Annotated in this window: 13 protein-coding genes; 9 read left to right on the forward strand and 4 right to left on the reverse strand. The window is 70.9% G+C overall.

Annotated elements, in window-relative coordinates; all coding sequences use genetic code 11:
- Positions 1 to 14 precede the first annotated feature (14 nt).
- Positions 15 to 701, reverse strand: coding sequence for a response regulator transcription factor (locus tag K377_RS08785; protein WP_111662614.1), 687 nt, complete (start codon positions 699 to 701; stop codon positions 15 to 17).
- 273 nt (positions 702 to 974) lie between these two features.
- Here K377_RS08785 and K377_RS08790 point away from each other — a divergent pair, with 273 nt between their 5' ends.
- The 8 genes from K377_RS08790 (at position 975) to K377_RS08820 (ending at position 7,476) form a co-directional block, all read left to right on the forward strand.
- Positions 975 to 1,754, forward strand: a complete 780-nt coding sequence (locus K377_RS08790) for an amino acid ABC transporter ATP-binding protein (RefSeq protein ID WP_111662615.1) — start codon at positions 975 to 977, stop codon at positions 1,752 to 1,754.
- 92 nt (positions 1,755 to 1,846) lie between these two features.
- The gene (locus K377_RS08795; RefSeq protein WP_111662692.1) at positions 1,847 to 2,770 is read left to right on the forward strand and encodes a glutamate ABC transporter substrate-binding protein; all 924 of its coding nucleotides are present in this window, start codon (positions 1,847 to 1,849) and stop codon (positions 2,768 to 2,770) included.
- 110 nt (positions 2,771 to 2,880) lie between these two features.
- Positions 2,881 to 3,528 (forward strand): amino acid ABC transporter permease, encoded by a 648-nt coding sequence (locus K377_RS08800; RefSeq protein WP_111662616.1) that lies wholly within the window; start codon positions 2,881 to 2,883, stop codon positions 3,526 to 3,528.
- Positions 3,525 to 4,457 (forward strand): amino acid ABC transporter permease, encoded by a 933-nt coding sequence (locus tag K377_RS08805; protein WP_111662617.1) that lies wholly within the window; start codon positions 3,525 to 3,527, stop codon positions 4,455 to 4,457. The genes K377_RS08800 and K377_RS08805 overlap by 4 nt, the downstream gene beginning before the upstream one ends.
- 203 nt (positions 4,458 to 4,660) lie before the next feature.
- A complete protein-coding gene (locus tag K377_RS08810; protein WP_111662618.1) occupies positions 4,661 to 6,295 on the forward strand; it encodes an FAD-dependent monooxygenase in 1,635 nt (544 codons plus the stop codon).
- 82 nt (positions 6,296 to 6,377) lie between these two features.
- Positions 6,378 to 6,449: a putative leader peptide gene (locus K377_RS42825; RefSeq protein WP_309544753.1), complete on the forward strand. Its 72-nt coding sequence runs from the start codon at positions 6,378 to 6,380 to the stop codon at positions 6,447 to 6,449.
- Between the two features lie 89 nt (positions 6,450 to 6,538).
- Positions 6,539 to 7,078, forward strand: coding sequence for a cysteine dioxygenase (locus tag K377_RS08815; protein WP_111662619.1), 540 nt, complete (start codon positions 6,539 to 6,541; stop codon positions 7,076 to 7,078).
- On the forward strand, positions 7,075 to 7,476 hold the full coding sequence (locus tag K377_RS08820) for a rhodanese-like domain-containing protein (protein WP_181512507.1): 402 nt from the start codon (positions 7,075 to 7,077) through the stop codon (positions 7,474 to 7,476). Before K377_RS08815 ends, K377_RS08820 begins: the two co-directional genes overlap by 4 nt.
- Positions 7,477 to 7,513: 37 nt before the next feature.
- On the opposite strand, the gene K377_RS08825 is transcribed toward K377_RS08820, so the two are convergent.
- From K377_RS08825 to recA, 3 genes are all read right to left on the reverse strand, one after another.
- Complete coding sequence (locus tag K377_RS08825; RefSeq protein ID WP_111662620.1) at positions 7,514 to 10,054, reverse strand: FtsX-like permease family protein; 2,541 nt, start codon at positions 10,052 to 10,054, stop codon at positions 7,514 to 7,516.
- A gap of 153 nt (positions 10,055 to 10,207) precedes the next feature.
- Positions 10,208 to 10,984, reverse strand: coding sequence for a recombination regulator RecX (recX, locus tag K377_RS08830; RefSeq protein ID WP_111662621.1), 777 nt, complete (start codon positions 10,982 to 10,984; stop codon positions 10,208 to 10,210).
- A gap of 3 nt (positions 10,985 to 10,987) precedes the next feature.
- Positions 10,988 to 12,106, reverse strand: a complete 1,119-nt coding sequence (gene recA / locus K377_RS08835; protein WP_111662622.1) for a recombinase RecA — start codon at positions 12,104 to 12,106, stop codon at positions 10,988 to 10,990.
- Between the two features lie 342 nt (positions 12,107 to 12,448).
- Here recA and K377_RS08840 point away from each other — a divergent pair, with 342 nt between their 5' ends.
- The gene (locus K377_RS08840) at positions 12,449 to 13,219 is read left to right on the forward strand and encodes a hypothetical protein (RefSeq protein WP_111662623.1); all 771 of its coding nucleotides are present in this window, start codon (positions 12,449 to 12,451) and stop codon (positions 13,217 to 13,219) included.
- Positions 13,220 to 13,246: the final 27 nt, after the last annotated feature.

Here is a 13,246-nt window from a genome sequence, read left to right on the forward strand (position 1 = left end):
GTGGATCCTGTCCGCTACGCGGCCGGGGCGACGAGCCGGTAGCCCACGCCGCGCACGGTCTCGATGAGGGCGGGCATGCGCAGCTTGGAGCGCAGGGACGCCACGTGCACCTCGAGCGTCCGCCCGGTCCCCTCCCAACTGGTCTGCCACACCTCGGAGATGATCTGTTCCCTGCGGAAGACGACACCCGGCCGCTGCGCGAGCAGCGCCAGCAGGTCGAACTCCTTGCGGGTGAGCTGGACGACCGTCCCGTCCACCGTCACCTGCCGCGTCGGCAGATCGACGGCGACGCCCCCGAACCGCACCTCGTGGCCGACGGCCACGGCGGCCTCCTCCGGCACGCTGCGCCGGCTGACGGCATGGATGCGCGCGAGCAGCTCCCCGGTGTCGTAGGGCTTCACCACATAGTCGTCCGCGCCGAGATTGAGGCCGTGGATGCGGGACCGCACGTCCGCGCGCGCGGTCACCATGATCACGGGCGTCGACGTCCGCTTGCGGATCTTGCCGCACACCTCGTACCCGTCCTGGTCCGGCAGGCCCAGGTCGAGGAGGACGACCCCGAAGGCATCGGCCTCCGGGACGAGGGCCTGGAGCGCCTCCTCGCCGTTGCGCGCGTGGCACACCTCGAAGCCGTGCCGGGACAGGACCGCCGACAGGGCCGCTGCCACGTGATCGTCGTCCTCGACGAGCAGCAGTCTCATTCCGGCCCCCTCAGGTTCATCGTCCGTCCGGCCGCGCGACTTCGTTACGCGCGACGCTCAAGGCATCCACGCCGATATATAAGGACGGCGTCAAGGGACTTCTGGTTACGTCCGTGTTCCGTTATGCACCCGGTACGCAGGGGCGCGCCCCCTTCACACATAGTGTCCGGTTGCGGCCCGATCGTTATGCTCAATTTCCCCTCAGATGTAATGACGCTGGTCGTACGGGGTTACTACTGTCCTCCCAACCGAGGAGGATGGAGCAAGACCCCGATGACCGAAGTTTCGGTGACCAAGGACGCCACTCCCCCCGCGGGCGACGCGCTGGTCGCGCTGAGCGAAGTCAACAAGCACTTCGGCTCGCTGCACGTGCTCCAGGACATCGACCTGACCATCGCCCGAGGCGAGGTCGTGGTCGTCATCGGCCCGTCGGGTTCCGGCAAGTCGACGTTGTGCCGCACGATCAACCGGCTGGAGACCATCGACTCCGGCGCCATCTCGATCGACGGCAAGCCGCTGCCCCAGGAGGGCAAGGAACTGGCCAGGCTGCGCGCGGACGTGGGCATGGTCTTCCAGTCCTTCAACCTCTTCGCGCACAAGACGGTGCTGGAGAACGTGACGCTGGGACAGATCAAGGTCCGCAAGGTGTCCAAGAGCCAGGCCGAGGAGAAGGCCCGCACGCTCCTCGACCGGGTCGGCGTCGGCGCGCAGGCGGACAAGTACCCCGCGCAGCTCTCCGGCGGCCAGCAGCAGCGCGTCGCCATCGCACGGGCACTGGCGATGGACCCCAAGGTGATGCTCTTCGACGAGCCGACATCGGCGCTCGACCCGGAGATGATCAACGAGGTCCTCGAAGTGATGCAGCAGCTCGCCCGGGACGGCATGACCATGGTCGTGGTCACGCACGAGATGGGCTTCGCCCGCTCGGCGGCGAACCGCGTCGTCTTCATGGCGGACGGCCGCATCGTCGAGGAGGCCGTCCCCGACCAGTTCTTCAGCAACCCGCGCAGTGATCGGGCCAAGGACTTCCTGTCGAAGATCCTGCACCACTGAACACGCGCCGCACACGCGCCCTCAAGTGAGGTCCCGCGCGCGCGTGTTGTGATTTCCGACTGCCGATTCTGCCGACACGAAGGATGTTCACCATGAAGCTCCGCAAGTCCGCCGCGATCGCCGCCACGGTCGCCGCCCTCGCCCTGACCGCCACGGCCTGTGGCGGCGAGTCCGGCAACGCCGGTGACAAGCCGGCCGGTTCCACCGGCGGCAAGGACCAGCCGAAGCTGCCCACCTACAAGGTCGCCTCGAACGTCAGCATCGACTCGGCGACCCTGAAGAAGGCCCAGAAGGCCGGCAAGCTCGTCATCGGCGCCAAGAACGACCAGCCGTACCTCGGCTTCGAGGACACCGACGGCAAGCGGTCCGGCTTCGACATCGAGATCGCCAAGATGGTCGCCGCCGACCTCGGTTTCAAGCCGTCGCAGCTCGAGTTCAAGACGGTCGACTCGAACGTCCGTGAGACCACCATCTCCAAGGGCGAGGTCGACCTCTACGTCGGCACGTACACGATCAACGACGAGCGTAAGAAGCAGGTCGGCTTCGCCGGTCCGTACTTCAAGGCGGGCGCCGACCTCCTGGTCCGCACGGCGGACGAGAAGAAGATCACCGGCACCGACTCGATCAAGGGCAAGACGGTCTGCTCCATCAAGGGCTCGACCCCGCTGCAGGAGATCAAGAAGCCCAAGTACGGCGCGAAGACCATCGAGCTGTCCAAGTACTCCGAGTGCGTCCAGCAGCTGCTGAACAACGAGGTCGACGCCGTCACCACCGACGACGCCATCCTCAAGGGGTACGCGGCCCAGCGTCCGACCAAGCTGCACGTCGTGGGCAAGCCCTTCACCGAGGAGCCCTACGGCGTCGGCATGAACAAGGACGACAAGGCGCTGCGCGACGCGGTGAACAACGCCCTTGAGGCGCACGAGAAGAACGGCGACTACAAGAAGGCGTACGACGCGACGCTCGGCCTGTCCAACTCCGCGTACACCGAGCCGCCGGCCCTCGAGCGCTACTGATCACCCTCCTCAGTTACTGAGGAGCAGGTCCGGGTCACGGGCACACCCCCGCGGTGTGCCCGTGGCGCGGCCCCAGTCGCCCGTCCGCCGCCGCCCACGAGGACATCCCCGTGAACGTATTGCTCGACTATCTCCCGGAGTTCCGCGAGGGGTTCATAGGCACCGTCCTGCTGACCCTGGCCAGCGGGGTTCTGGCGATGGTGCTCGGCGTTCTCATCGCCGGGTTCCGTGTCTCCCCCGTCCCTCCCCTGCGCCTGTTCGGCACCGCGTGGGTGACGCTGTTCCGCAACACCCCGCTGACGCTGCTCTTCCTCATCATCTGGTTCGTCATCCCGCCGCTGTTCGGGCTGAGCATCAGCCCGTGGGCCAAGGCGCTCATCGCACTGGGCTGCTACACGTCGGCGTTCGTCTGTGAAGCCGTGCGGTCGGGCTTCAACACCGTGCCGCTGGGCCAGGCCGAGGCCGCCCGGTCGATCGGGATGACCTTCTCGCAGACCCTGCGCATGATCATCCTGCCGCAGGCGACGCGGACCGTACTGCCGCCGCTCAGCTCGATCTTCATCGCGCTGACCAAGAACTCCGCCATCGCGGGCGCGTTCAGCGTCGCCGAGCTCTTCGGCGTGCAGAAGCTGCTGAGCGACAAGGGCTACGCGGCCGGCCTGATCTTCGTCTGGGTGGCCCTCGGCTACCTGATCATCACCTTCGCCATCAGCGGTCTGTTCCGGCTGCTCGAGCGCCGCATGGGGGTCGCACGATGAGTGGTTCGAGCGTCCTGTACGACGCGCCCGGCCCCAAGGCCCGGGTGCGCAACCGGATCTACACGATCGTCGGTTCCCTCGCGGTGCTCGGCCTGATCGGTTTCACGCTCTACCGGATGAACGTGACGGGCCAGCTGAAGCCCGAGGTCTGGAACATCTTCAACAACGCGGGTGTGCGCACCAACATCCGCGACGGTGTGCTCACCACCCTGAAGGTGTTCGCCGTCGCCGGAGTGCTCTCCCTGGTGCTCGGCCTGCTGCTCGCGGTCGCCCGGCTCTCCGAGCACAAGGCGGTCAGCTGGGTCGCCACCGGCTTCATCGAGCTGTTCCGCGCGATCCCGCTGCTGATCACCATCTACGCCTTGTGGGTGCTTTTCCTCACCTACAAAGAGAACCTCGGGACCGTCGGCGACAACGCCGCCTTCTGGGCCCTGGTCATCGGCCTGACCGTCTACAACGGCTGTGTCCAGGCCGAGGTCATCCGGGCCGGTATCAACGCCGTACCGCGCGGTCAGGTGGAAGCGGCGTACGCACTGGGTCTGCGCAAGACCCAGGTGATGACGATGCTGCTGCTGCCGCAGGCCGTCCGCGCGATGCTGCCGACGATGATCAGCCAGCTCGTGGTGACCCTGAAGGACACCTCGCTCGGCTACATCATCACGTACAGCGAGCTGCTGTTCGCCGCCCGCACCCTGGCCAACAACATCATCGTCAACGGCGAGAACCCGATCACCGCGGTGGTCATCGTCGTCGGCGCGATCTACATCGCGATGTGTCTGGCCCTGTCCGGCCTCGCCAACTGGATCGAGCGACGCGGCCGGCGCACCCCGAAGGGCATCGCGGTGGCCCCGGCGGCCGAGCCCATCGTGGAGATGTCGGAGATCCAGCAGACTCTGCGCGGGCCGTCGGGCGGCGGCACCGGCAACTGACCTGACGGATCCTCATCGACCGTTGAGGTATCACGGAGGCAGTGGCGTACTCGCCACTGCCTCCGTCACTTGACGCAAGCACCGGCAATGGGTTGCATACGCTCTGTGAACGCGCACCCCGCTCCAACTGCCCCTTCCTGTAAGTTCAGTACTTCGCCCGCGCCGTGCAGCGCGGCGCCGCACGGGGCAGGAGGGGCCGCGCCGTGGATCCGGTGATCGTCGTCGGCGCGGGCCCGGTGGGTCTCACGCTGTCCCTGGCTCTGGCCCGCCAGGGCGTACCGTCCGTGGTCCTCGACGAGGGGCCCGGCAAGGACGAGCCGCGCCCCGCCCGCACGGTCGTCCTGCGCGAGGACACCGCCGCGCTCGCCGAGCGCCTGTCCGGTGCCTCCTTCGACGCGCTCGGCTCCCGCTGGACCGGCTGGCGCTCGCTGCGCCGCAAGCAGGAGATGCGGGTCCTCACGTTCGGTGAGGACGACGCGCTGCCCGCCCCGCTGCACATCGCCCAGCACGATCTGACCGGCGCCCTGCGCGCCGCCGTCGCCAGGGAACGCCTGGTCAAGCTCTCCACCGACAGCCGCCTCGACTCGATCGAGGAGGACAGGAACGGGCTGACGGCACACACGCGCGGCCCCAAGGGGGCCTACTGGCGGGGCAGTTATCTGGTCGGCTGCGACGGCCCCCGGTCGACCGTGCGCAAGCTCCTCGACATCCGCTTCCCGGGCCGCACGGCCGTCGAACGGCACGCGGTCGCCGCGCTGCGCACGGAACTTCCCTGGCCCGGTCAGGCGTTGCTCCATCGCAACCCTCCGTGGCGGACGTCGGGTCCTTCCGGCGCGGAGGTCGTCGGCCGCCCACTGGCCGACGGCGTCTGGCGCCTGGACTGGCTGCTGCCGCCGCGCAGCGACCTGGTCACGCCCGACGTACTGGTGACCCGCATCCGGGAGACCCTCGCGGGCTGGTGCGGCGGCTCCACACCCCCGTACGAGTTGCTGGACACGGGCGTGCACACCGTGCACCACCGCCTCGCCCGACGCTGGCGCGTGGGCCGCGCCTTCCTCGCCGGGGACTCCGCGCATCTGCTCGGCGCACTGGGCACCCAGGGCCTCGACGAGGGCCTGCGCGACGCCGACAACCTCGCCTGGAAACTGGCCCTGGCCTGGCACGACGGTCGCCGCCCCACCCCGGACGCCCTCCTCGACAGCTACCAGACGGAGCGCCGCGCCGCCGTCGCGGGCCGGCTGCGCGCCGCCGACCAGGCGCTGCCGATACTGCGGGGCGGCGGCGGACTGCGTTCGTACGTGCCCGGATCCGCCCGCGGCCATGACGCGCTGCTCACGGACGGTCACCTGGGATACGGCCCGCTGGGCGCGCCCGGGGCGTACGCCGACTCGCCGCTCGCGCCGCCGCGCGCCGAGTCGCAGGTGGACGTGGGCACGGCGCCCGGCGGCCCGGCCGCCGATGTGCGGGTGACGGCGCCCGACGGCTCGTTCGTCAGTCTGCGCGACCGGTTCGGCCTGGGGCCTCTGCTCGTGGTCCTGGTGGCGCCCGGCACCGGCGTGTGGGACCGCAAGCACTGGATGTCGGCGGGGCTCATGCCCCGGCTCGCGGCCGCGGTCTCCGCGCTCCCGCACGAGGCCGAACTGCTCGTCGCGGAGAGCTACCCGGACGCCCCCGCCCACACGGTGCTGCTGATCCGGCCCGACGGGCACCTCGTCACGGCGCTGAGCGGAGTGCGCCCGGCCGAGCTGTACGAAGCGGCGCGGACGGCGCTCGGCGACCCGGAGCCGGCCGTGGAGGAGCCCGCGCGGGCCGCGTCGGAGGTGAGCGGCGCTTCGTGAGCTTCGCGCGCCCCTTGAACAAGAGTTGACCGGCCCCTACCGCCATGGTGTACTCCGGAACGTGACGACGATCGACACGAATGTGCGCCTGTGGCGGAGGGTCCATATGGACCTCGTCCGCTATGCGGGCTGCGTGTGTCGCCCGTCCTGCTGAATTCGCCTTCTTCCTTTTCGCGCCCCACCGCTCCCCGGCCGTCCGCCGGGCGGTGGCGCGCGGTCTTCGCGAACCCCAGGACGGTTTCCGTGTCTCTACCCACCTCTGCGCCCGCTGCCTCCGCGTCCCCGGCCGCGGCGCCCACTCAGGCCGACCTCTTCGACTTCGTCCGCCGCACCGCCGCGGACCAGGACCTCATCGCCTCCCTGCCGCTCGATCCCGAAGGCCGTACGTGGGTGCGTCTTGAGGGCCCCGGCGGCAGCGAGGCGTGGCTCATCGGCTGGCCGCCCGGAACCGGCACCGGCTGGCACGACCACGCGAACTCGGTCGGCGCCTTCCTGACCGCGTCCGGCGCGCTGACGGAGAACTCGCTCGCCGCCCGGCTGCCCACCGACGGCTGGAAGACCCTGGAGCTGTCCGAGGGCTTCGACAGGGTGCGGCGGTTGCGGACGGGCCAGGGCCGCGGCTTCGGCCGCCACCATGTCCACGAGGTCCTGAACGAGTCACCTACCGAGCACGCCGTCTCGGTGCACGCCTACTACCCGCCGCTCCCGCAGATCCGGCGCTACAGCCGCACCGGCCCGCTGCTGCGCCTGGAGTCGGTGGAGCGCCCGGAGGACTGGCAGTGAGCGCCGCGGACCGCCCGGTGGGCATCGACGAACTGCTCGAACGCGTACGGTCCGGCCTCGACCGGGTCGAGGCGCCGGAGGCGTACAAGGCGGCGACGGCGGGCGAGGCCCTGATCGTCGACATCCGCTACGCGGCACTGCGCGAGCGCGACGGGCTGATTCCCGGGGCCCTCGTGGTCGAGCGCAACGAGCTGGAGTGGCGCCTCGATCCGCAGGGCAGCCACCGCGCCCCCGAGGCGACCGGTCACGACCTGCGGGTCGTGGTGGTCTGCAACGAGGGCTACGCGTCGAGCCTCGCGGCCGCCTCCTTGCGGCAGTTGGGGCTGCACCGGGCGACGGACCTGGTGGGCGGGTTCCAGGCGTGGCGCGCGGCGGGGCTTCCGGTGTCCGCGCACTGACTCCGGTCACCCCTCGACCGGGGCGACGGTGACGGGGTCACTCCTTCGCCGTCGCCACGGTCACGGGCCGGACCCGCAGGGCGGCCCGGCCCGGCAGTGCCGTCGCCGTGAGCGCGAGGACGGCGGCGGCCGCGACCACGGTGACGTACGTCAGGGGCAGGACGGCCGGGGCCGCCGTGCCGGTCATGCCGAGGCTGAACGCGCTGAGGACGGCGGCCGCGATCCCGCTGCCGAGGCCCACTCCCATGAGGACGACGGTCAGCGCCTCGACCCGCAGCATGCGCAGCACCTGGCGCCGCGTCGCTCCGGCGAGCCGGAGCAGGGCGAACTCGCGGATCCGCTCGGACACCGACATCGCGAGCGTGTTGACGACGGCGATGGCGGTGAAGGCGAGGACCAGGGCCATCGCGATGATGTTGACCTCGGCGTCGGCCTGCTGCCGCTCGGCCCGCAGCCCGTCGGCAGCGCTCGGCGAGAGAACGCGGACGCCCGGGAACTCATCCAGGGCGGCCGTGAGTTGTTCCTGTGAGCGGCTGGTGGAGACGAGCACGGAGGAGGCGAGCGGATTGTCGACGTGGCGCGAGAGCAGATCGTGGGCGAGGGTCAGATCGCCGAAGCCGAGACCCCGCGCGTAGACGGCGGCGACGGTCAGGGTGACGGGCGTGCCGTCCCCGAGCGTCAGTTTCAGGGTGCTGCCGGGCTTCAGCTGCTGCTGATCGGCGGCGAGTTCACTGACGGCGACCGAGCGCGCCCCGAAGCGCTTCAGCGATCCCGCGGTGACGTCCGGGTCCCAGGTCCGGGTGAGGCCGGCCGTGGTGAGGCCCTGCACCGGGTACTTGTCGAGGCCGACCCGGACGGTGGAGCGGACGACCTCGGTGGCGGTGGTCCCGCGCTCCCGGCGCAGCTCACGCACGGCCGCCGCCGGGACACCGGGGCCCTGCGCGGTGACCACCGAGTCGGCGCGGACACCTGCCCGCGCCTGGGCCCGGGCGGCGTCCCCCAGGGTGGGCTGGACGAACAGGACGGTGCAGGTCATGCCGACGAGGAGGGTGAGCGGGGTGACGACGGCGGCCATCCGCGCCGCGTGCCCCTTCAGGTTCGCCGTGGCGAGCCGGGCCGCGGGACCGACCATGCGCAGCGGCCGCCCCAGGACGGCGGCGGTCGCCCGGACCAGGAGCGGGCCGAGCAGGGAGACGGCCACCGCGAGCACGACGACGGACAGAAACGTCACCGGGGTCGAGGCGGCCTCGGTGCGCAGCCCGGCCAGCACGACGACGAGCACGGTGCCGCCGGCCAGGGCGACGAGCCCGGCGACGGTCCTGAGCAGCGCGGGCCGCACCGGCGCGGCGCTCGCTTCGGAGAGGGCGGCGGCGGGCCTGATCCGGCCGATGCGCCGGGCGGCGACGCGGGTGGCGGCCCAGGCGCCGAACAGGGTGGCGGCGAGCCCGGCGGCGACCGGGAAGAAGCTCACGGTGCGCTCAAGAGTGGGCGGTACGGACCCGAGCTCGACGAAGCGCCCGTACAGCCATCCGCCGAGCGGCAGCCCGGCGAGGGAGCCGACGGTCCCGGCCGCGGCGCCGACGACCAGCGCCTCGCATCCGAGGAGTCTGCGGATCTGGCGCGGGGTGGCGGCGATGGCGCGCAGCAGGGCCAGTTCGCGGTAGCGCTGCTGCACGGACAGGGCGAAGGTGCCGACGACGACGAGAACGGCGACGAGCAGGGACGTGCCGCCCATGGCCCCGCCCATGCTGACGAGCTTGACCCGCGCTCCGGCCGCGTCCAGGAACTCGACGGGTCCGCGTGCGTCCCCGGCGGTGACCTGCGCCGTCGTCCCGTCGAGCGCCGCGGCGACGGCCTGCTTCAACTCACCGACGTCCCGGCCCCGTTCGGGCAGGACGCCGATCGCCGTCACCTGCCCGGGATGCCCGGCGAGCCGCTCCGCCTCCGCGGTGGAGAAGAACAGCGAGGTCTGGCGGGCGACCGTGGCGCCGGCACCGGGTTCGGCGATCCCTGTCACCCGGTACGTACGGGGATCCTGGGTGGACTGCACCGTGAGCCGACCGCCGACGGTGAGACGGGCGCGGTCGGCGAGATCGCGGTCCACCACGATGTCCCCGCCGGATGTGGGTGCGGTGCCCGCGGCCAGTGTGTAGGGGGTCAGGGCTGCGGAGTTCCAGGCATGTCCGTAGGCGGGCCGGTCGGGATCGGCGGCGCCCGACGCCAACGGCTCGGCGAGGAAGGTCAGTTCGGGCACGGCCCGCCGCACGCCGGGCACGGCGCGCACCTTCCGCACGATGTCCTGTGACAGCCAGGCCCGCTCGGCGATGGGCTTGGCCTTGTGCTTGACCTTCGTCTTGCCCTTCTTGTGCTTGACGATCGTCCGGTGCACGGACTGGTCGGCGGAGACCAGTACCGGGGCGGCCCCGTAGCGCTCGGTGCGCACGGTGCCGCGCAGGCCCGTCTCCAGCAGGGTGCCGCAGGCGGTGACCAGGGCGGCGGCGCACATCAGCGCGAGAAAGGCCCCCAGGAACCCGCCCTTCCGGTCGCGCACGGTCTGCAGTGCGTAGCGCAGCATCATGACGTCATCCGGTGAACCGTGCGCAGCTTCAAGGTCATGCGCCCACGATGGCCCGCGCACCACGCCCCGCACACTGCGGCGTCCAGGCGTCTTGGGGTGGGGTAAACCCCACCCGCCCGCCGATCAGTCCACCGCTCGGTCCTCCGCCACTCGCTACTCCGCGAACCCCAAGTCCTCGGTGTCCTCCCCCTCTTCCTCCAGCGCCTGCCGGACCACCCGAAGCGCCATGCCCTCGGGATAGCCCTTGCGGGCGAGCATCCCCGCGAGGCGGCGCAGCCTCTTGTCACGGTCGAGGCCGCGTGTGGAGCGGAGCTTGCGGGCGACGAGGTCGCGCGCGGTCTCCTCCTCCTGCTCGGAGTCGAGCTGCCCCACCGCTTCGTCGATCACAGTGGAGTCCACTCCCTTGGTGCGCAGCTCACGCGCGAGCGCCCGGCGCGCCAGGCCCCGCCCGTGGTGCCGGGACTCGACCCAGGCGTCGGCGAAGGCACTGTCGTTGATCAGTCCGACCTCCTCGAACCGGGACAGCACCTCCTCCGCCACGTCGTCCGGGATCTCCCGCTTGCGCAGCGCGTCGGCGAGCTGCTTGCGCGTGCGCGGGGTCCCGGTGAGCAGCCGCAGGCAGATGTTCCGCGCCCGCTCCGCCGGGTCCCCCGAGGGCTCGCCCCGCTCGGCTCTAGGAGAGTCGGGCGGACCATCGTCCTGCGTGGCGCCGGACGGATCCCCGAATCCGCGCCTGCGCCGCCGCCCGCGCGGTCCGGCCCCGCCGCGCGAACGTCCACCACGGCGCGGCCCGTCCACCGCGCCGTCCCCCGCTTCGACGTCGTGACCGGCCTCCCCGTCCACGGCATCGTCGTACGCCCTCTCGCCCGCACGCCCCCGATCGGCGGTGGGGAGGGCGTCGTACTCGGCCCAGTCGGTTCGTCGTGTCACGGACTAGCTCTTGGCCGCCGCGGCCTTGGACTTGGCGGCCTTGGGAGCGGGGACGGTCTTCGCGTCCTCGGCGGCGGGGGCGGCCGCCGCTTCCTCGCCCGCCTCGACGGCCGGCTCCTCCACCTTCTTGACGCCGACGCCCAGCTTCTCCTTGATCTTCCGCTCGATCTCGTTGGCCAGGTCGGGGTTGTCCTTCAGGAAGTTGCGGGCGTTCTCCTTGCCCTGGCCGAGCTGGTCGCCCTCGTACGTGTACCAGGCGCCGGCCTTGCGGACGAAGCCGTGCTCCACGCCCATGTCGATCAGGCCGCCCTCGCGGGAGATGCCCTGCCCGTAGAGGATGTCGAACTCGGCCTGCTTGAAGGGCGGCGCGACCTTGTTCTTGACGACCTTGACGCGGGTGCGGTTGCCCACCGCGTCCGTGCCGTCCTTCAGGGTCTCGATGCGGCGGATGTCCATGCGCACCGAGGCGTAGAACTTCAGCGCGCGGCCACCGGTCGTGGTCTCCGGCGAGCCGAACATCACGCCGATCTTCTCGCGGAGCTGGTTGATGAAGATCGCGGTGGTCTTGGACTGGTTGAGCGCGCTGGTGATCTTCCGGAGCGCCTGGCTCATCAGTCGGGCCTGCAGACCGACGTGCGAGTCACCCATCTCGCCCTCGATCTCCGCGCGCGGGACGAGCGCGGCGACGGAGTCGATGACGATCAGGTCGAGGGCGCCGGAGCGGACCAGCATGTCGACGATCTCCAGAGCCTGCTCGCCGTTGTCCGGCTGGGACAGGATCAGGTTGTCGATGTCGACGCCGAGCTTCTTGGCGTACTCGGGGTCGAGGGCGTGCTCGGCGTCCACGAAGGCCACCGCGCCGCCCGCCTTCTGGGCATTGGCGACGGCGTGCAGGGTCAGGGTCGTCTTACCGGAGGACTCCGGGCCGTAGATCTCCACCACGCGGCCGCGCGGGATGCCGCCGACGCCCAGCGCCACGTCGAGCGCGGTCGAGCCGGTCGAGATGACCTCGATGGGCTCGTTCGTCCGCTCGCCCATGCGCATGACCGCGCCCTTGCCGAATTGCCGTTCAATCTGTGCGAGCGCGGCGTCGAGCGCCTTCTCGCGGTCGGTTCCTGCCATGGGTTCCACCCGGTTTGCTTGAGTCGATCGCTTCACGTCAAAGACGCTAACGCCTGCCACTGACAATCGGCCTCGACGCCCGTCAGCCTGTGGATAACTCGAGGCTCTTCGCCCGGCGACTCTCCCCGAATCCCTTGGGATTACTGGCACGAAGAGCCCCTGGACCTTCCATAAGAAAGGATGTTCGATTTTGGTGTCAAGCGCACCACGCGGCACAGGAGCAAGTCCTGCCCCGTCTCCGCCACACCTCCGGCCCTCCGCCACGGGTACTCCCCGGGGCGTACGCCGAGTGACTCCGGCCGGAGGACGCCCGTGCGGGCCCGCGCGACGAGCCTTGTCCTCATGGACCTCTCCCACCCCTGCCCCGTGGAACGCCGGAGCACCCCGGTCGAGCGGCTCTGTCACACGACCGGAGCCGTCCTGGTCGTGTCGGGGCTCGTCCATGCCGTGGTGTTCGCGGTCGACGGCGGCCCGTGGGACGGCCCCGTCTCCTGGCGCAAGCCCGTCACCTTCGGGCTCTCCTTCGGCCTGACGCTGATGGCCCTCACCTGGGTGACGTCGTATCTGCGCGTCGGCGCCCGGCTGCGCGGCATCCTGCTCGTGGTGTTCGCCGCGGACTGTGTCCTGGAGGTCGGCGGCATCACCCTCCAGGCGTGGCGCAAGGTGCCGTCGCACCTGGACATGGAGACCGGCTTCGACACGGCGGTCTCCCTGTCGCTCGCCGTGGGCGGCGGTGTCCTGCTGGTGCTCCTGACGGTCTTCGCCGTGCTCTCCTTCCGCACGCGTCCGAGCGGGTGCACGGGGATGCCGCTCGCCGTGCGCGCCGGTTTCGCCGTCCTCCTCGTGGGTCTCGCCTCGGGCGCGGCCATGATCGCGCGGGGTGTCGTGCTGACCAGGAGCGGACATCAGGAGGCGGCGTACCACTCGACGGCCGCGCTCAAGCCGCTGCACGGGGTCAGCCTGCACGCCGTGCTCGTCCTGCCGGCCCTGGCCTGGCTGATGTCGCGTACGGCATGGCGGGACCGCACCAAGGAACGGGTCATGTACGGCGCGGTGGCCTGCTACACGGTGGCGGTTCTCGCGGCGGGCGCCTGGGCCGCCGTCACGTACTGACGCCCGGCCCGGCCGCCCTCAGGCCGG

The organism is Streptomyces sp. PsTaAH-137 (genome assembly GCF_003259365.1).
GTDB lineage: Bacteria > Actinomycetota > Actinomycetes > Streptomycetales > Streptomycetaceae > Streptomyces.